The 18,808-nt window shown below is 41.1% G+C and carries 21 protein-coding genes; all 21 read left to right on the top strand.

The window, feature by feature from the left end; all coding sequences use genetic code 11:
- Positions 1-109 precede the first annotated feature (109 nt).
- The 21 genes from FQT67_RS08990 to FQT67_RS08890 all read left to right on the top strand — a co-directional run bounded on the left by FQT67_RS08990 (position 110) and on the right by FQT67_RS08890 (position 18,802).
- Positions 110-1,051 (top strand): DMT family transporter, encoded by a 942-nt coding sequence (locus FQT67_RS08990; RefSeq protein WP_048327534.1) that lies wholly within the window; start codon positions 110-112, stop codon positions 1,049-1,051.
- A 70-nt stretch (positions 1,052-1,121) separates the two neighbouring features.
- Positions 1,122-1,358 (top strand): GlsB/YeaQ/YmgE family stress response membrane protein, encoded by a 237-nt coding sequence (locus tag FQT67_RS08985; RefSeq protein ID WP_003061408.1) that lies wholly within the window; start codon positions 1,122-1,124, stop codon positions 1,356-1,358.
- 306 nt (positions 1,359-1,664) lie between these two features.
- A complete protein-coding gene (locus FQT67_RS08980) occupies positions 1,665-2,372 on the top strand; it encodes a histidine phosphatase family protein (RefSeq protein WP_003061134.1) in 708 nt (235 codons plus the stop codon).
- On the top strand, positions 2,362-3,105 hold the full coding sequence (locus tag FQT67_RS08975; protein WP_003053883.1) for a D-alanyl-D-alanine carboxypeptidase family protein: 744 nt from the start codon (positions 2,362-2,364) through the stop codon (positions 3,103-3,105). The genes FQT67_RS08980 and FQT67_RS08975 overlap by 11 nt, the downstream gene beginning before the upstream one ends.
- Positions 3,102-3,671: a glucosaminidase domain-containing protein gene (locus tag FQT67_RS08970; RefSeq protein WP_046176861.1), complete on the top strand. Its 570-nt coding sequence runs from the start codon at positions 3,102-3,104 to the stop codon at positions 3,669-3,671. The genes FQT67_RS08975 and FQT67_RS08970 overlap by 4 nt, the downstream gene beginning before the upstream one ends.
- Before the next feature lie 134 nt (positions 3,672-3,805).
- A complete protein-coding gene (gene hrcA, locus FQT67_RS08965; RefSeq protein WP_003053834.1) occupies positions 3,806-4,840 on the top strand; it encodes a heat-inducible transcriptional repressor HrcA in 1,035 nt (344 codons plus the stop codon).
- 41 nt (positions 4,841-4,881) lie between these two features.
- A complete protein-coding gene (gene grpE, locus FQT67_RS08960; protein ID WP_003052530.1) occupies positions 4,882-5,424 on the top strand; it encodes a nucleotide exchange factor GrpE in 543 nt (180 codons plus the stop codon).
- A gap of 117 nt (positions 5,425-5,541) precedes the next feature.
- Positions 5,542-7,368: a molecular chaperone DnaK gene (dnaK, locus tag FQT67_RS08955; protein WP_046176860.1), complete on the top strand. Its 1,827-nt coding sequence runs from the start codon at positions 5,542-5,544 to the stop codon at positions 7,366-7,368.
- A gap of 148 nt (positions 7,369-7,516) precedes the next feature.
- The gene (locus FQT67_RS08950; RefSeq protein WP_232619993.1) at positions 7,517-8,224 is read left to right on the top strand and encodes a DJ-1/PfpI family protein; all 708 of its coding nucleotides are present in this window, start codon (positions 7,517-7,519) and stop codon (positions 8,222-8,224) included.
- Between the two features lie 233 nt (positions 8,225-8,457).
- A complete protein-coding gene (gene dnaJ, locus FQT67_RS08945; RefSeq protein WP_003060169.1) occupies positions 8,458-9,594 on the top strand; it encodes a molecular chaperone DnaJ in 1,137 nt (378 codons plus the stop codon).
- A 220-nt stretch (positions 9,595-9,814) separates the two neighbouring features.
- Positions 9,815-10,606, top strand: a complete 792-nt coding sequence (locus FQT67_RS08940) for an enoyl-CoA hydratase (RefSeq protein ID WP_046176859.1) — start codon at positions 9,815-9,817, stop codon at positions 10,604-10,606.
- Positions 10,607-10,682: 76 nt separating this feature from the next.
- Positions 10,683-11,117: a MarR family transcriptional regulator gene (locus FQT67_RS08935; protein ID WP_003052521.1), complete on the top strand. Its 435-nt coding sequence runs from the start codon at positions 10,683-10,685 to the stop codon at positions 11,115-11,117.
- Positions 11,118-12,092, top strand: coding sequence for a beta-ketoacyl-ACP synthase III (locus FQT67_RS08930; protein WP_012767502.1), 975 nt, complete (start codon positions 11,118-11,120; stop codon positions 12,090-12,092).
- A 60-nt stretch (positions 12,093-12,152) separates the two neighbouring features.
- Positions 12,153-12,377, top strand: coding sequence for an acyl carrier protein (locus FQT67_RS08925; protein WP_003045024.1), 225 nt, complete (start codon positions 12,153-12,155; stop codon positions 12,375-12,377).
- A 198-nt stretch (positions 12,378-12,575) separates the two neighbouring features.
- A complete protein-coding gene (gene fabK, locus FQT67_RS08920) occupies positions 12,576-13,547 on the top strand; it encodes an enoyl-[acyl-carrier-protein] reductase FabK (protein WP_046176858.1) in 972 nt (323 codons plus the stop codon).
- A gap of 24 nt (positions 13,548-13,571) precedes the next feature.
- Positions 13,572-14,492: an ACP S-malonyltransferase gene (gene fabD, locus FQT67_RS08915; protein ID WP_003056664.1), complete on the top strand. Its 921-nt coding sequence runs from the start codon at positions 13,572-13,574 to the stop codon at positions 14,490-14,492.
- Between the two features lie 11 nt (positions 14,493-14,503).
- Positions 14,504-15,238: a 3-oxoacyl-[acyl-carrier-protein] reductase gene (gene fabG / locus FQT67_RS08910; protein WP_003052513.1), complete on the top strand. Its 735-nt coding sequence runs from the start codon at positions 14,504-14,506 to the stop codon at positions 15,236-15,238.
- 14 nt (positions 15,239-15,252) lie between these two features.
- Positions 15,253-16,485, top strand: a complete 1,233-nt coding sequence (gene fabF / locus FQT67_RS08905; RefSeq protein WP_003052511.1) for a beta-ketoacyl-ACP synthase II — start codon at positions 15,253-15,255, stop codon at positions 16,483-16,485.
- A gap of 1 nt (position 16,486) precedes the next feature.
- Positions 16,487-16,987 (top strand): acetyl-CoA carboxylase biotin carboxyl carrier protein, encoded by a 501-nt coding sequence (gene accB / locus FQT67_RS08900; RefSeq protein WP_003052510.1) that lies wholly within the window; start codon positions 16,487-16,489, stop codon positions 16,985-16,987.
- Positions 16,984-17,406 carry a 3-hydroxyacyl-ACP dehydratase FabZ gene (gene fabZ / locus FQT67_RS08895; protein WP_003056661.1) on the top strand — a complete coding sequence of 141 codons (423 nt, stop codon included), beginning with the start codon at positions 16,984-16,986 and terminating at the stop codon, positions 17,404-17,406. The genes accB and fabZ overlap by 4 nt, the downstream gene beginning before the upstream one ends.
- A gap of 31 nt (positions 17,407-17,437) precedes the next feature.
- Entirely contained in the window at positions 17,438-18,802 is a 1,365-nt protein-coding gene (locus tag FQT67_RS08890) for an acetyl-CoA carboxylase biotin carboxylase subunit (protein WP_003052506.1), read from the top strand.
- Positions 18,803-18,808: the final 6 nt, after the last annotated feature.

Below are 18,808 nucleotides of genomic sequence, written 5' to 3'. Positions count from 1 at the left end.
CTATTCTTTTCAGTTCTGGAAATAGGAAAACTTGTAGGCTTAGATGGACTATCAAAGCTTCTAAAACTATGCTAAAATGGTTGGTGATGAAGCAGAGAAAGGGGATAGCATGTCAAAAACGGTTAAAGGTAGTTTAATGGTTCTTTTGGCAGGGCTAGCTTGGGGAATTTCAGGTGCTTCTGGTCAATATTTAATGGCTCATGGCACGGATGTTCATTTGCTAACGTCGTTAAGGCTCATGATTTCAGGGGTCGTCTTGACTGCCCTAGTCCTGTGGCGTCACAAAGAAAAAGTCATTGCCCTTGTGACCACTAAAAAACATTTCAAGGAACTCTTGATTTATAGTCTTTTAGGATTGGGGCTCAATCAGTACGCCTATTTGATGGCGATCCGTTATTCCAATGCTGGCACAGCCACTGTGTTACAGTATTTATCTCCTATTTTAGTGTTGATTTTTGTGTCCGCCACAGCTAAACGGTTGCCGACTATCACAGAATCTCTAGCAATTCTCTTAGCTATACTTGGCACAGTTATTATGGCTTGTCATGGAGAACTATCTCACTTAGCCATTAGCCCAATTGGTCTTTTCTGGGGAGTTTTTTCAGCCCTTACCTATGCTTATTGCGTGATTAAACCCGTTAATATGATTAAGACTTGGGGCAGCTTGATCGTTATTGGACTTGCGATGTTAATGGGAGGAGTGGTTTTTCCAATCGTAACGAGGGCTTGGCGCTATCCCCTTATGTTAACGGCTGATAATCTAGTAGCCCTTATTGGAATTATTGGGATTGGAACTATTTTTGCTTACACCTTTTTCTTAAAAGGAGCTTCACTCATCGGTCCCGTTAAGGCGACTTTGTTGGCGTCCATAGAGCCAGTAGCATCGGTTTTTTTCGCCATTGTGCTAATGAAAGAACTTTTTTACGTTATTGATCTTCTAGGAATGGCTTTGATTTTAGTTGCTGTTCTACTGATTTCCTTTAGAGATTTGTTGCTTTATCAAAGAGAAAGATGGTTACTAAAAGCAGTCAAGAGGCAAAAAAGATTCTGAAGAAGACTTGCTAATCGCTAATCTATTTCAAGTCAGTTAAAAATGATGATATGATAAAGGAGTATTGAACATGATTTGGTCTTTAATTGTTGGTGCTTTTATTGGTATGATAGCTGGTAAAATCACTGAAAAGAGTCAATCCATGGGTTGTTTCACTAATATTGCAGCTGGTCTTATTGGATCAGCTGTGGGACAACGCTTATTTGGGGATTGGGGGATTCAGTTAGCTGGTATGGCTGTCTTTCCATCAATCTTGGGAGCTGCCATAGTGATTGTTCTTGTTTCAGCTATATTTGGAAAACGATAATAAAAAAAGGCTGCATGGCATAGCGCCAAACAGCCTTTTTTTGCAACATAAAATGTCTTATCTTTTTATCGGTTGCTTTTCTATTATAGGCTTCTTATATGTAGATTTCATATCAGTTAGTTAACAAAAAATTGTTCATGTTACCGTTTTGACACCTTTTTGCAAAATGTAACTGTCACAAGAGGAACAGGGACGACTACGATTCGAAAAGTCAAAAATCTTCATAAGAGATTTTTAAATATCTCTGTTTTTGCAAGTGTTTTTGTTACATGCTATAATAATAAGAAGAGATTTTTGGAGGTTAACATGACGAAAACAAGACTCTATATTGCCAGACATGGGAAAACCATGTTTAATACCATTGGGCGTGCTCAAGGGTGGAGTGACACACCTCTTACCAAAAAAGGAGAAGAAGGTATCCGCGAATTAGGTTTAGGCTTAAAGGATTCAGGCATACCTTTTAAAGCTGCTTTTTCTAGCGATTCAGGCCGGACCATGCAAACCATGGAGATTATTTTGAGAGAATCTGAAAATGAATTCCTCCCGTACACCCGCGATAAACGCATTCGTGAGTGGTGCTTTGGTAGCTTAGATGGCGCTTACGATTCAGAATTATTTCTAGGTGTCCTTCCAAGAACAAAAGCCTTTGAAAACCGTGATAACCTACGTGATGTTCCCTATTCTGAATTAGCAGAAAGTATCGTAGAAGTTGATACAGCTAATTGGGCAGAACCGTGGGAAGTTCTTCGCAAGCGTATCTGGGACGGTTTTGAGGCGATTGCCTTATCCATTCAAAATGCTGGCGGCGGGAATGCTCTTGTGGTTAGCCATGGGATGACTATTGGAACATTTATGTGGCTAATCGATCCTGACCGTGAGAAACAATATATTGATAACGGCAGTGTCACTGTTGTCGAATTTGAAGATGGGCAATTTACCATCAAAACCATTGGAGATATGAGTTATCGCTACCGTGGCCGTGAAATAATAGAAGCAAAGTCAGATGAAGCATAATCATTTTAAATTATTATTACAAACACTGGTTGTCCTGCTCTTTGTCGGAGGTATTTACCTCTTTATTAAGCCAGAGAAGCAGGCCACCAAGACGCCTTCAAGTCAACAGGCAAGCAGTCAAAAAGTGGTCAAAAATAGCAAAGAGTCCACAGGGCTTCCTAAAGTCTCTCCAAAAGATTGGGAATTGATTTTAGTGAATCGGGACCATATAACTGAGGAATTGAGCCCAGAATTGGTTGATGTGAATGGGGTGTCGGTGGACAAGCGTATTGAACAGGCTACTGCTGATTTTTTAGCGGCAGCTCAGGCTATTGACCCACAAGAGCACCTTATTTCAGGCTATCGCTCCGTAGCTTACCAAGCAGAGCTTTACCAATCATATATTGATCAAGAAATGGCTAACGATCCCAGTTTGACTCAGGAGGCTGCCGAAGCTTTGGTTCAAACGTATTCACAACCTGCGGGAGCTAGTGAGCATCAGACAGGGCTTGCTATTGATATGAGTACCGTGGATAGTTTAAATGCTAGTGATCCTCAAGTGGCTCAAGCTGTTCAAAAAATAGCACCTGAATATGGTTTTGTGCTCCGCTTTCCCGATGGTAAAACCAAAAGCACAGGAGTAGGGTATGAAGATTGGCACTACCGTTATGTCGGTAAAGCCTCCGCTCGCTACATGACCAAGCACCGCCTAACCCTCGAAGAATATATCAGTGCTCTAAAGGAGAAACAATGAGAAGTCGACTGAAATTTCCCTACTTTATCACCTTGCTCCTCTTCTTTTTAGTTTTGATCATTGGTCCACTCCTTTTTAATGGTAGAATGGCTAGCGCGACAAAGGAAGTCAACGTTGGTTACAGTCAAGACCAATTTATCAAAACCCTTGTGCCAGAAGTTAAACCTCTAGCAGAACATTATGGGATTAGGCCTTCCATTTTGATTGGCCAAATTCTTCTAGAAACTGACAATGGAAGAACTTTACTGGCTGCTAAGTATCATAATCTCTTTTCTAAGGAGGCTGACTTAGGTCAGTCCGGCATCAGGTTAAAAGATTCCCTAAAAAGTGGGCAAGTTTTCCGATATGCTGTGTATAAGGATAGGGAAAGTTCTATCAGAGATTATTTGAGTATGCTTAGTCAAGGGCAACAGATTGATAAACGACTATATCGAAGCTTGGCAACCGAAAAAGGTTATAAGGCTCCAGCACAGAGTCTACAAGATTATCGTTATAGCGAGGACATTACCTATGCCAAACGATTGATTAAAGTGATTGAAGAAAAAGACCTGACAAGTTATGATTGATAAAATTAGCACTCTAAAAAATGAGTGCTAATTTTTTGAGTTTTTTCCTTGACATGTGTTTTGGAAGGAGTATAATAGAAATATAAATTAGCAGTCAGATACATAGAGTGCTAATCGAAAGGAGTGATTGGTTTGTGATTACCGAGCGTCAAAATGACATCTTAAATCTCATCGTGGAATTATTTACACAGACTCATGAACCAGTCGGCTCAAAAGCTTTACAGTCGGCCATTGACTCAAGTAGTGCCACGATTAGAAATGATATGGCAAAGCTAGAGAGGCTAGGTCTTCTGGAAAAAGCACATACTTCTAGTGGACGGATGCCGAGTGCAGCAGGATTTAAGTATTTCGTGGAGCACTCGCTCAGTTTAGATAGTATTGATGAGCAAGATGTTTATCAGTTGGTCAAGGCCTTCGATTTTGAAGCCTTTAGACTAGAAGATCTTCTCGCTAAAGCCAGTCAGATTTTAGCAGATATCACAGGATATACAGCTGTTATTTTAGATGTTGAACCTGCTAGGCAGAAATTAACAGCCTTTGATATCGTTCAATTATCAAATCATGATGCCTTAGCGGTGCTAACTTTAGATGAATCAAAACCTATAACTGTTCAGTTTGCCATCCCTAAAAACTTTCTTAGCAAGGATCTTTTGGTTCTCAAGGAGATCGTGGATGAGCGCTTACTAGGTAGAGATGTGATGGATGTTCACTATAAATTACGAACAGAAATTCCGCAGATTGTTCAAAAGTATTTCACAGTGACTGACAATGTTTTAGATTTATTTGATTACATTTTTGAAGGGCTTTTTCAAGAGACCGTTTTTGTTTCTGGAAAAGTAGCAGCTCTGGACTATGCTGGCCTAGCTACTTATCAGTTCCTTGACCATGAGCAGAGACTTGCTTTGTCGATTAGGCAAAGCATGGCTGAAGATGACATGGCTATGGTGCGAGTAGCAGATAGCAAAGAGGCTGCTTTAGCGAATGTGACCTTGTTGACCTACAAATTTTTGATTCCTTATCGTGGATTTGGACTACTTAGTCTGATTGGGCCTATTGATATGGACTATCGCCGTAGTGTCAGCTTGATTAATGTTATTGGGCGTATTCTAGCTGTTAAATTACGAGATTACTACCGTTATTTGAACAGTAATCACTATGAAGTTAACTAAGGCTAGCTGATGCAATGAAAAAGTAAGAAAGAGGTGTTACCTTGTCAAAAAAAGCAAAAGAAGAGCAAGTCAAGGAAGAGTCACTTGACCAAACTGTTGAAGTAGAAGAAGTATCAACAGAAGAAGTGGTTGAGGAAACTCCTGAAAAAACAGACTTGGAATTGGCCAATGAGCGTGCCGAGGAGTTTGAAAACAAATACCTTCGTGCTCATGCAGAAATGCAAAACATCCAACGCCGTGCTAATGAAGAACGTCAAAACTTGCAACGTTACCGGTCGCAAGACTTAGCGAAAAAAATTCTCCCAAGTCTTGATAACTTAGAACGTGCGTTAGCAGTTGAGGGGTTAACAGACGACGTTAAAAAGGGACTTGAAATGGTTCAAGAAAGTCTCGTTCAAGCCCTTAAAGAAGAGGGTATCGAAGAAGTTGCTGTGGAAAGTTTTGATCACAATTTGCACATGGCAGTTCAAACCTTGCCAGCTGATGATGAACACCCAGCAGATAGCATTGCACAGGTATTCCAAAAAGGTTATAAACTACATGAGCGCTTGCTAAGACCAGCCATGGTTGTTGTTTATAATTAATTTTGGTGACTGCGCAGCGATTGCGAAGGCACTGAGCTCAAAAAGAAAACACAAAACTTCGACCGCCAAGTCGTTAAACTAGACTAGTATAAGAAAAATTAAAAAGAGGTATGACACATGTCTAAAATTATTGGTATTGACTTAGGTACAACTAACTCAGCAGTTGCAGTTCTTGAAGGAACTGAATCAAAAATTATTGCTAACCCAGAAGGAAACCGTACAACACCATCTGTTGTGTCTTTCAAAAATGGTGAAATCATTGTGGGTGATGCTGCAAAACGCCAAGCAGTCACAAACCCAGAAACAATCATCTCAATCAAATCTAAAATGGGTACTTCTGAAAAAGTTGCTGCAAATGGTAAAGAATACACACCACAAGAAATCTCAGCTATGATTCTTCAATACCTTAAAGGTTATGCTGAAGACTACCTTGGGGAAAAAGTAACCAAAGCGGTTATCACAGTTCCTGCCTACTTTAACGATGCGCAACGTCAAGCGACAAAAGATGCGGGTAAAATCGCTGGTCTTGAAGTAGAACGTATTGTCAACGAACCAACAGCGGCAGCCCTTGCTTATGGTCTTGATAAAACAGATAAAGAAGAAAAAATCTTGGTCTTTGACCTTGGTGGTGGTACCTTTGACGTTTCAATCCTTGAATTAGGTGATGGTGTCTTTGACGTATTGGCAACAGCAGGTGATAACAAACTTGGTGGTGATGATTTTGACCAAAAAATCATTGATTTCTTAGTCGAAGAATTCAAGAAAGAAAATGGTATTGACCTTTCTCAAGACAAAATGGCGCTTCAACGTTTGAAAGATGCTGCTGAGAAAGCTAAAAAAGATTTGTCAGGTGTCACTCAAACTCAAATCTCATTGCCATTTATCACTGCAGGTGCTGCTGGTCCTCTTCACTTAGAAATGAGCTTGTCTCGTGCTAAATTTGACGACCTTACTCGCGACCTTGTAGAACGTACGAAAACTCCAGTTCGTCAAGCCCTTTCAGATGCAGGCTTGTCATTGTCAGAAATCGACGAAGTTATCCTTGTTGGTGGATCAACTCGTATCCCAGCAGTTGTCGAAGCGGTTAAAGCTGAAACTGGTAAAGAACCAAACAAATCTGTAAACCCTGATGAAGTAGTTGCTATGGGTGCTGCTATCCAAGGTGGTGTCATCACTGGTGATGTCAAAGACGTTGTTCTTCTTGACGTTACTCCATTGTCACTTGGTATCGAAACAATGGGTGGTGTCTTTACAAAACTTATTGATCGTAACACCACTATTCCAACGTCTAAATCACAAGTCTTCTCAACTGCAGCAGACAACCAACCAGCCGTTGATATCCACGTTCTTCAAGGGGAACGCCCAATGGCAGCAGACAACAAGACTCTTGGACGCTTCCAATTGACAGATATTCCTGCAGCTCCTCGTGGTATTCCACAAATTGAAGTAACATTCGATATCGATAAAAACGGTATTGTTTCTGTAAAAGCAAAAGACCTTGGTACTCAAAAAGAACAACACATTGTTATCAAGTCAAATGATGGTCTTTCAGAAGAAGAAATTGATCGCATGATGAAAGACGCTGAAGCAAATGCTGAAGCAGATGCGAAACGTAAAGAAGAAGTTGATCTTAAAAACGAAGTTGACCAAACTATCTTTGCTACTGAAAAAACAATCAAAGAAACTGAAGGCAAAGGCTTTGACACAGAACGTGATGCTGCTCAATCAGCTCTTGACGAGTTAAAAGCTGCCCAAGAATCTGGCAACCTTGACGACATGAAAGCTAAACTTGACGCTCTTAACGAAAAAGCACAAGCATTAGCTGTTAAAATGTACGAGCAAGCTGCAGCAGCTCAACAAGCAGCACAAGGTGCAGAAGGCGCTCAAACAAGTGATTCATCAAATGACGATGGTGTTGTAGACGGTGAGTTTACGGAGAAATAAAACAGTCCTGCGGACTGTTTTATCCCATGAGCCTAGAGACAAAGAGCGAGTGGTTAAGGTTTACAGACTAAAAAAGCGTGTGCTTGCACACAAGGAAGTTTATCTTTTTCACTCGGATTTTAGGTTGTGCTCAATTTAACTTACAAATATGGTACAAACTCAGAGGTTGACAACCAACCTCTGTTTTTGGCTAAGAAGAACTAAAGAGGAATTTCATGAAAAAGTTGCTTGTCTGATTTATCCATATTTTTCCCTTTATGAAGTGACGGTCTTAACTAGTACACTTGTTCTTTCTTTTGGTGTTGATATTGACTACATCGCAACATCCAAAGACCTCATTGTTTCAGAGGACGGGCTCTCTTGTCAGGCTACAAAAACTCTTGAGCAGATTTCCATTGATGATTATTCTTGCCTCATCCTACCAGGAATGATTGACTTTAAGCCGGCCTTACGTGATAAGGAGTTGCTCACATTTTTAGCTGGTCTAAATGAAGAATCTATTCTGATTGCTGCAATTTCATCGGCTCCCATTTTATTGGCGAAAGCAGGACTTCTAAAAGACAAAACTTTCACTGGAGGAATTTGGCAAAATTTCTTTGATTACTTTGACTTTATCCCAAAGGAAAATTTCAAGCCACTTTCAGTTTTGAAAGACCAAAATATCGTGACAGCAATTGGCTTTGCTCATCAGGAATTTGCAAGAACAGTCCTCACGTCGCTTAATTTAACAGAGGATGCGAATAAATTCTTCAGAGAAGAAGCGACCTACGCAGAAGAAGACTTAGTTTTTAATCTTTCAGAAGAGGAATTTGAGAATTTCAAGTCAGACTTTGACGCTCATCTCATTTCAAAATAACCTTTACAGAAAGGAAAATGTTCTTAACTGAACACGGGCTACTTTCTAAATTTCAAAGAAAGGAATACAAGTTCGATTATTCGAACACAGGCCAAAGCGTGTAAAATCCCTTTTGCGGATTTGCACACGCCTACGACTCTGCGAAAAAAGAGAAATACCTCCTAGATACGAGAGTATCTTCGTCGGCTTTCCTATTTTTCATTGAGTCGTTTTACGGCTTGGTATCTTACATTATGAACAATACAGAATATTATGATCGTCTGGGGGTTTCTAAGGATGCGTCCCAAGATGATATTAAAAAAGCTTATCGAAAAATGTCTAAGAAATATCACCCAGACATTAATAAGGAAGCTGGTGCTGAACAAAAGTATAAGGATGTCCAAGAAGCTTATGAAACGCTAAGTGACTCTCAAAAACGCGCAGCTTATGATCAATATGGTGCAGCAGGCGCCAACGGTGGCTTCGGTGGGGGAGCAGGCGGCTTTGGTGGCTTTGATGGAGGCGGCTTTGGCGGTTTTGAGGACATTTTCTCAAGTTTCTTTGGTGGCGGTGGCATGCGTAACCCTAATGCTCCTCGTCAAGGAGATGACCTACAATACCGTGTTAATCTTTCCTTTGAAGAGGCGGTTTTTGGTGTTGAAAAGGAAGTTAGCTATAATCGTGAAGCAACTTGTGGCACTTGTTCAGGTTCAGGTGCCAAACCTGGTACCAGTCCAGTAACTTGTCATAAGTGTCATGGTTCAGGAGTGATGACTGTTGATACTCAAACCCCACTTGGAATGATGCGTCGACAAGTGACCTGTGATGTCTGTCATGGTACTGGTCAAGAGATTAAAGAACCCTGCCCAACTTGTCATGGTACTGGTCACGAAAAGAAAGTTCACAAAGTTTCGGTTAAAATCCCAGCTGGTGTAGAAACTGGTCAACAGATTCGTCTTCAAGGTCAAGGGGAAGCAGGCTTTAATGGAGGTCCTTATGGCGACCTATTCGTTATTTTGAATGTCTTACCAAGTAAGAAATTTGAGCGAAATGGTTCGACGATTTATTACAGCCTAGACATTTCTTTTACCCAAGCAGCTTTAGGGGATACTGTGGACATTCCGACAGTACATGGTGATGTGGAAATGGCTATTCCAGCAGGAACGCAAACTGGTAAAACCTTCCGTCTTAAAGGAAAAGGGGCACCAAAACTCCGTGGTGGTGGCCAAGGAGATCAGCATGTGACTGTTAATATTGTCACTCCAACTAAACTTAACGATGCTCAAAAAGAGGCTTTAAAAGCCTTCGCTGAGGCAAGTGGTGAACAACCATTACATCCAAAGAAAAAAGGATTCTTTGATAAAGTCAAAGATGCTTTAGAAGATATTTAAACGACGTCAACGTATGCATTTAGAGAGTTATTTCTTTAAATGCGTACGTTTTTTTAATTTTATGGTGATAGCGAAAACGTTTTCGGTGACTTCTGTCAATTTTTTTCTTGCCAAAGAGAAAAAACTGGTGTATTATATTTAGGTAATTAATTTGATTATCAAATCATTTATTTATAAAATAATTTTGCTATCAAATAAATTATCAGAAAAGAGGACTGTGATGCCGTTTAACTATATCATTTTTGACGTTCAAGACGACCTTGCGACGCTAACCTTAAATCGTCCAGAGGTTTCAAATGGCTTTAATATTCCAACTTGCCAAGAAATCTTACAAGCTTTGACGAAAGTAAAGGAAAATCCATCCGTACGCTTTTTAATGATTAAAGCTGTTGGGAAAGTTTTCTCCGTTGGTGGGGACTTGGTTGAGATGCAAACTGCGGTTGAAAAGGATGACGTGCAATCATTGGTTAAGATTGCGGAGTTAGTCCAAGAAATTTCTTTTGCGATCAAACAACTTCCGAAACCGGTTATTCTTTGTGCAGACGGTGCAGTAGCTGGAGCAGCATTTAATATTGCTTTGGCAGCGGATTTTTGCATTGCCAGTACCCAAACAAAATTTATTCAAGCCTTTGTGAATGTTGGTTTGGCACCAGATGCGGGAGGTCTGTTTCTACTAACACGTGCTGTTGGTCTTAATCGTGCCACTTATCTTGTCATGACGGGCGAAGGGGTGACGGCAGAAAAAGGGCTTGACTATGGCTTTGTCTATCGTGCAGCCGAGTCCGATAAGTTAGACAAAGTCTGTCTTCAACTGTTAAAACGGTTAAGACGTGGGTCTTCCAATTCCTATGCTGGAATGAAGACTTTAGTGTGGCAGAGTTTCTTTACCGGCTGGGAAGAGTATGCTAAAAAAGAACTTGACATTCAAGAAGAGCTAGCCTTCAAAGAGGATTTCAAAGAAGGTGTCAGAGCTTATGGCGAAAGACGACGACCAAATTTCCAAGGGAAGTAAGACAGCTATTGTTTGCAAAATACTTTGACCTTTGATATACTTTGATTGTCAAAGTTTATTGCTAGGAGGTGTTTACTTGGAATATGACAAAATTAACCAATACTTAGTTGATATTTTCAACCGGATTTTGGTTATCGAAGAAATGAGCTTAAAGACGAGTCAGTTTAGTGATGTCTCTTTAAAAGAGATGCACACCATTGAGATTATTGGAAAATATGATCAGGTGACGCCAAGTGACATTGCTAGAGAACTAATGGTGACATTGGGAACAGTAACCACTAGCTTGAATAAACTGGAAGCAAAAGGCTACATCGAAAGAACGCGGTCAAGTTCAGATAGACGGGTGGTTTACCTGTCACTAACAAAAAAAGGTCGCCTTTTGGATCGCCTTCATGCTAAGTTTCACAAAAACATGGTTGGACATGTGATTGCTGATATGAGTGACGAAGAGATGCAAGCGTTAATGCGCGGACTAGGTAACCTACATCAATTTTTGGAGGATTTGGTTTAAATGGTCTTTTCGAAAATCAGTCAGGTGGCTCACTATGCTCCCAAACAGCTAGTGACCAATGATGATTTAGCAAACATAATGGATACCAGCCATGAGTGGATTTTTTCTCGAACCGGAATTGCCCAAAGGCATATTGTCAGAGAGGAGCTCACTAGTGATTTGGCGAGTCGAGTCGCAGAACAACTCTTGACAAAGTCTGGTCTAGCAGCTGATGCAATTGATTTTATTATCGTTGCGACGATTAGTCCTGATGGTACAATGCCCTCGACGGCAGCAATTGTTCAAGCGACTATTGGTGCTACGAGAGCCTTTGCTTTTGATCTAACAGCTGCTTGTAGTGGTTTTGTCTTTGCTTTGACTATGGCTGATAAGCTCATCTCGTCAGGGTCCTATCAAAAGGGGATGGTGATTGGGGCAGAAACCTTATCAAAACTCATTGATTGGAAAGACCGGACGACAGCTGTTCTCTTTGGAGATGGCGCTGGAGGTGTTCTGCTAGAAGCTAGTCAAGGCCAGCATCTCTTAGCAGAATCTTTACATACAGATGGAGCGCGTGGGCAGCATTTGACTTCGGGGCAAACGGGACTTTCTTCCCCATTCTCTCTTAGTCAAGAAGTTACCCACACTATCCAAATGGATGGGCGCGCTATCTTTGATTTTGCGATTAGAGATGTGTCTAAAAACATTTCTGAGATACTTGAGCAATCAGGTCTAACTAATGATGATTTAGATTATCTCCTGTTACATCAAGCTAATCGTCGTATCCTGGATAAAATGGCTCGGAAAATTGACTTTCCTAGGGAGAAGTTCCTTGAGAATATGGAACATTATGGGAATACCAGTGCAGCTAGTATCCCAATTCTCTTATCAGAAGCTGTCCAAAATGGGCAGATTAGACTAGATGGTACCCAAAAAGTCTTGCTCTCCGGTTTCGGTGGAGGTTTGACATGGGGAAGTCTAATTGTTAAAATCTAGTTATATCATGTGCCTAGCACATTTATAAAAATAAATTTATATTTTTAAGGAGAAATAAAAATGGCAGTATTTGAAAAAGTACAAGAAATTATAGTTGAAGAACTTGGTAAGGAAACAGAAGAAGTAACACTAGAAACTACATTTGATGATTTAGATGCAGATTCACTTGATGTTTTCCAAGTTATTTCAGAAATCGAAGATGCCTTTGATATCCAAATTGAAACTGAAGAAGGTTTGAACACTGTGGGTGATCTTGTTGCCTACGTTGAAGAAAAAACAAAATAAAACTAGGATTGACTGATATAGAAGCAACTGATTAAAAGTGAGCTGTCCCCTGTCTCTATCATGACTGGATAATATAAGATGTATTAGTCAAACCGTTGGGGTGAGATTAGACCCTTTTTAGGATCTAGCTCACTCTTTCTTCTTATCATGATAGTTTGATTATCAAATTATTCTCCTTATTACTTATAGAAGGTTATTATGAAAACACATATTACAGAATTACTTAATATTGATTATCCCATTTTTCAAGGAGGTATGGCCTGGGTCGCAGATGGTGATTTAGCAGGAGCAGTGTCCAATGCTGGTGGGCTAGGTATCATCGGTGGGGGAAATGCTCCAAAAGAAGTTGTTAAAGCCAACATTGACCGTGTTAAAGCGATTACGGACAACCCCTTTGGGGTGAATATCATGCTGTTGTCACCTTTTTCCGATGATATTGTTGATTTGGTTATTGAAGAAGGTGTCAAAGTTGTCACAACAGGTGCAGGAAATCCAGGAAAATACATGGAACGTCTGCATCAGGCAGGTATTATTGTTATTCCAGTGGTTCCAAGTGTGGCTCTTGCCAAACGGATGGAAAAACTTGGTGTCGATGCAGTGATTGCTGAAGGCATGGAAGCTGGAGGACACATTGGTAAATTAACAACTATGACTCTCGTGAGACAAGTGGTCGAAGCTGTTTCTATCCCTGTGATTGCGGCAGGAGGGATTGCCGATGGCCGTGGAGCAGCAGCAGCCTTTATGCTAGGTGCTGAAGCTGTCCAAGTTGGCACACGCTTTGTTGTGGCTAAAGAATCTAATGCCCACCAAAATTTTAAAGATAAAATTTTGAAAGCAAAAGATATCGATACGGTGATTTCTGCTCAGGTTGTGGGTCATCCTGTTCGGTCTATTAAAAACAAATTGACCTCAGCTTATGCCAAGGCTGAAAAAGAATTTTTAACAAATCAAAAAACGGCAGATGATATTGAGGAAATGGGAGCAGGGTCTCTTCGAAACGCAGTTGTCGACGGTGATGTGGTAAATGGTTCTGTTATGGCAGGTCAGATTGCTGGTCTTGTGAAGGAAGAAGAGAGCTGCGAAGCTATTCTAAAAGACATTTACTACGGTGCTGCCAGTGTTATCCAAGAAGAATCTAAGCGCTGGCAAGCAGTTTCTTTAGATAACTGAGCTACAAGGTAAAGGATAATGACAATGACAAAAACAGCCTTTTTATTCGCTGGCCAAGGTGCTCAAAAATTAGGAATGGCAAGAGACTTTTACGATCACTTTGCTATTGTTCGCGAAACCTTTGACCAAGCTAGTCAAGTATTGGGATATGATTTGCGTCGTCTCATTGACAGTGATCAGGAAAAACTCAACCAAACCAGCTACACTCAGCCAGCTATTTTGACCTCGTCGATTGCTATCTATCGTGTTTTAGGTTTGCATCACATTAAACCAGATATGGTAGCAGGACTTTCTTTAGGAGAGTATTCTGCTTTGGTGGCATCTGGAGCTCTTTCTTTTGAAGACACGTTAGCTTTGGTAGCTAAAAGAGGTCGCTTGATGGAAGAAGCTGCCCCATCGGGGTCTGGTAAGATGGTTGCTGTGATGAATACAGATGTTCAGATTATCGAAGAAGCTTGTCAACTAGCAGCTGTGCACGGAGTGGTATCTCCGGCTAACTATAATACCCCAAGCCAAATTGTCATCGGTGGGCAGGCAGAAGCCGTGAATGTTGCCGTTGAATTATTGAAGGAAAAAGGTGTTAAACGCTTAATTCCTTTGAATGTTTCAGGGCCTTTCCATACAGCCTTGTTAAAACCAGCTAGCCGTTTATTGGCGAGAGAATTAGAACATTATACCTTTAATGATTTTAATATTCCTCTTGTTGGTAATACTGAAGCAAGTATTATGGAAAAAGACCGTATCCCAGAACTATTAGTCCGTCAAGTCATGGAGCCTGTGCGTTTTTATGATAGCATTGCCACTTTGACTGAAAACGGAGTGACTCAGGCTATTGAGATTGGACCAGGTAAGGTCTTGACAGGATTTGTGAAGAAAATTAACAAACAATTGCCATGCAGCAGTATCGAAGACATGGTAAGCTTACGCTCATTTTTAGATAGATAGAGAGGAAACTCATGGAAATTAAAGGGAAAAATATCTTTATTACAGGTTCAACAAGAGGTATCGGTTTAGCGATGGCTCATCAATTTGCCAGCTTAGGAGCTAATATTGTCTTGAATGGTCGCTCTGCTATCTCTGATGACCTCGTTGCCAGCTTTGCAGATTACGGGGTAACTGTCGTCGCTATTTCTGGAGATGTTTCAGAAGCATCCGATGCTAAACGCATGGTCAGCGAAGCTATTGAACATTTAGGTTCAGTTGATGTTTTGGTGAATAATGCTGGGATTACCAATGATAAATTAATGCTTAAAATGACGGAAGAAGATTTCGAACGCGTCTTGAAAATCAATTTGACTGGAGCCTTTAACATGACACAAGCAGTCTTGAAGCCGATGTCCAAGGCTCGCCAAGGAGCTATTATTAATGTCTCTAGTGTGGTTGGTTTAACAGGAAATATTGGTCAAGCGAACTATGCTGCTTCAAAAGCAGGTTTGATTGGTTTTACCAAGTCTGTTGCCCGTGAAGTTGCTGCTCGGAATGTTCGAGTAAACGCTATTGCACCAGGATTTATCGAATCAGATATGACAGACGTTCTTTCTGAGAAGATGCAGGAGCAAATTTTAGGACAGATTCCTATGAAACGCATCGGAAAAGCGCAAGAAGTTGCCCAACTAGCAAGTTTCTTAGCTGGACAAGACTATATTACAGGACAAGTTATCGCTATTGATGGCGGTATGACAATGCAATAAGGAGACGTAGTGAAATGACATTTAAAAGAGTAGTAGTAACAGGTTATGGATTAACATCTCCAATCGGGCATGATCCTGAAACATTTTGGAACAATCTGAAAACTGGTCAAATCGGTATTGGTCCTATTACTAAATTTGACACCACTGATTATGCGGTCAAAAATGCGGCTGAAATTCAAGATTTTCCATTTGACAAATACTTTGTGAAAAAAGATTTGAACCGTTTTGATATGTATTCTCTTTATGCTCTTTATGCAGCGATGGAAGCTGTTGAGCATGCTAACTTAGATATTGATAGCATTGATGCCGATCGTTTTGGGGTTATTGTTGCCTCAGGAATTGGTGGTATCCAAGAGATTGAAGAACAAGTCATTCGCCTACATGAAAAAGGGCCAAAACGTGTGAAACCAATGACCTTGCCAAAAGCCTTGCCAAATATGGCTGCAGGTAATGTGGCCATGAAATTGAAAGCACAAGGAGTATGTAAATCAATTAATACTGCCTGCGCTTCTTCCAATGATGCGATTGGAGATGCTTTCCGTGCCATTAAATTTGGAACGCAGGATGTGATGATGGTTGGCGGTTCAGAAGCGGCTATCACAAAATTTGCGATTGCTGGTTTCCAAAGTTTAACAGCCTTGTCAACAACTGAAGACCCAAGCAGAAGTTCTATTCCATTTGATAAAGATCGTAATGGCTTTATCATGGGAGAAGGATCAGGAATGCTCGTTTTAGAAAGCCTAGAGCATGCGCAAGAACGCGGGGCGACGATCTTAGCAGAAATTGTGGGTTATGGAAATACCTGCGATGCTTACCACATGACCTCTCCTCATCCAGAAGGATTGGGTGCGCGTAAAGCTATTCACCTAGCCTTACAAGAAGCTGGTATTGAGGCGAGTGATATTAATTATGTCAATGCTCATGGAACATCAACGCCAGCCAATGAAAAAGGCGAGAGTCAAGCGATTGTAGCCGTTCTTGGTAAGGATGTTCCGGTGTCTTCAACAAAATCGTTTACGGGTCACCTTCTTGGTGCTGCAGGAGCGGTGGAAGCTATTGCAACTATTGAAGCTATGCGCCATCACTACGTTCCAATGACGGCTGGTACTCAAGCCTTGTCAGAAGATATTGAAGCAAACGTCATCTTTGGAGAAGGAAAAGAAGCGGCTATCAACTATGCTATTTCAAATACCTTTGGCTTTGGTGGTCACAATGCGGTACTAGCATTCAAGCGTTGGGAGGATTAACGTGAATATTCAAGAAATCAAGGATTTGATGGCACAGTTTGATGCCTCAAGCCTACGTGAATTTTCATTTAAAACAAATGAAGGTGAGTTAGCCTTTAGTAAAAATGAACAACATTTTGTCCAAGCTGTATCTAGTCAAGAGCAAGGAACGCCTGCGCCGCAGGTAACTAATGTCCCGAGTCCAGTCATTTCGGAGACGCCTGCTTCAACCCCACCGTCGGAGAGTATCGTTGAGGAAACAATACCATCAGAAAAAGCTGTAGCTGAAGGTGATATTGTTGAAAGTCCTCTGGTTGGTGTAGCCTATCTTGCAGCTAGTCCTGACAAGCCGCCATTTGTGGCAGTCGGAGATACCGTAAAAAAAGGACAAACCCTTGTGATTATCGAAGCCATGAAGGTGATGAACGAAGTGCCAGCGCCATGTGATGGTGTGATTACAGAAATTTTGGTATCAAATGAAGATGTCATTGAATTTGGACAAGGATTGGTGCGAATCAAATGATGGATATTAGAGAAATTCAAGCGGCTTTGCCTCATCGTTACCCGATGTTATTGGTTGATCGTGTATTAGAGGTGTCAGAGGATCGCATTGTTGCCATTAAAAATGTGACCATTAATGAACCTTTCTTTAACGGGCATTTTCCTCAGTATCCGGTTATGCCAGGTGTTCTGATTATGGAAGCTCTGGCTCAAACAGCCGGTGTACTGGAATTGTCAAAAGAAGAAAATAAAGGGAAGTTGGTTTTTTACGCGGGCATGGATAAAGTGAAGTTTAAAAAACAAGTCGTTCCTGGGGACCAACTTGTCATGACAGCCACTTTTATCAAGCGCCGTGGCACGATTGCTGTTGTGGAAGCTAAGGCAGAAGTGGATGGCAAGCTAGCAGCAAGCGGGATATTGACCTTTGCCTTCGGGCAATGAGAATAACGATTCTCCGGAGGAAGAAACCCTTATGTTTAAAAAAATCTTAATTGCCAATCGTGGGGAAATTGCGGTGCGTATTATCCGCGCAGCGCGTGAACTTGGGATTTCCACAGTTGCTGTTTATTCAGAAGCAGACAAGGAAGCTCTTCACACGATTTTGGCAGATGAAGCTGTCTGTATTGGACCAGCCCGTTCCAAGGAATCTTACCTGAACATGAATTCCGTCTTGTCAGCAGCTATTGTGACAGGAGCGCAAGCTATTCATCCAGGCTTCGGCTTTTTAAGTGAAAATTCAAAATTTACGACCATGTGTGAGGAGATGAACATCAAATTTATCGGCCCTTCCGCATCGGTTATGGATAAAATGGGTGATAAAATCAATGCCCGTACTGAAATGATCAAGGCAGGAGTGCCAGTTATTCCAGGATCAGATGGTGAAGTTTATAACGCCCAAGAAGCCTTAGCTATTGCCAATAAGATTGGCTATCCTGTTATGTTAAAAGCATCGGCAGGTGGCGGTGGTAAAGGGATTCGTAAAGTGGAGACAGAGGCAGATTTGGAAGCAGCTTTTAATGCTGCCAGTCAAGAAGCCCTAGGTGCTTTCGGAAATGGAGCCATGTATCTAGAAAAAGTCATCTATCCAGCTAGACACATTGAGGTGCAAATTTTAGGTGACGCTCACGGAACGATTATTCACTTGGGTGAACGTGACTGCTCCTTGCAACGGAATAACCAGAAAGTCTTGGAAGAAAGTCCGTCCATTGCTATTGGCAATACGCTTCGCCAAGAAATGGGAGAAGCAGCGGTTAGAGCAGCTAAAGCTGTAGCCTATGAAAATGCAGGAACCATTGAGTTCTTGTTGGATGAGGACAGTGGGGAATTCTATTTTATGGAAATGAATACCCGTGTTCAAGTTGAGCATCCTGTCACAGAATTTGTAACAGGAGTGGATATTGTCAAAGAACAAATCAGAATTGCAGCAGGGCAACCTCTTTCTGTCTCTCAAGATGACATCACCATTACTGGACATGCTATTGAATGTCGTATCAATGCGGAAAATCCTGCCTTTAATTTTGCGCCGAGCCCAGGAAAGATTACAGATTTGTATATGCCAAGTGGTGGTGTAGGGCTACGCGTGGATTCGGCTGTTTACAGTGGCTACGCTATTCCTCCTTATTATGATAGTATGATTGCCAAGATCATTGTTCATGGGGATAATCGTTTTGATGCTTTGATGAAAATGCAGCGAGCCTTGTTTGAATTGGAAATTGAAGGTATCATTACGAATACTGATTTTCAATTGGACTTGATTTCCGATAAACGAGTGATTGCAGGAGACTATGATACCTCCTTCTTGATGGAAACATTTTTACCACATTACAATAAAGATTAGGAGAAG

Source organism: Streptococcus sp. NCTC 11567 (genome assembly GCF_902141215.1).
GTDB lineage: Bacteria > Bacillota > Bacilli > Lactobacillales > Streptococcaceae > Streptococcus > Streptococcus dysgalactiae.
This window is presented reverse-complemented; position numbering and strand designations above follow the sequence as displayed.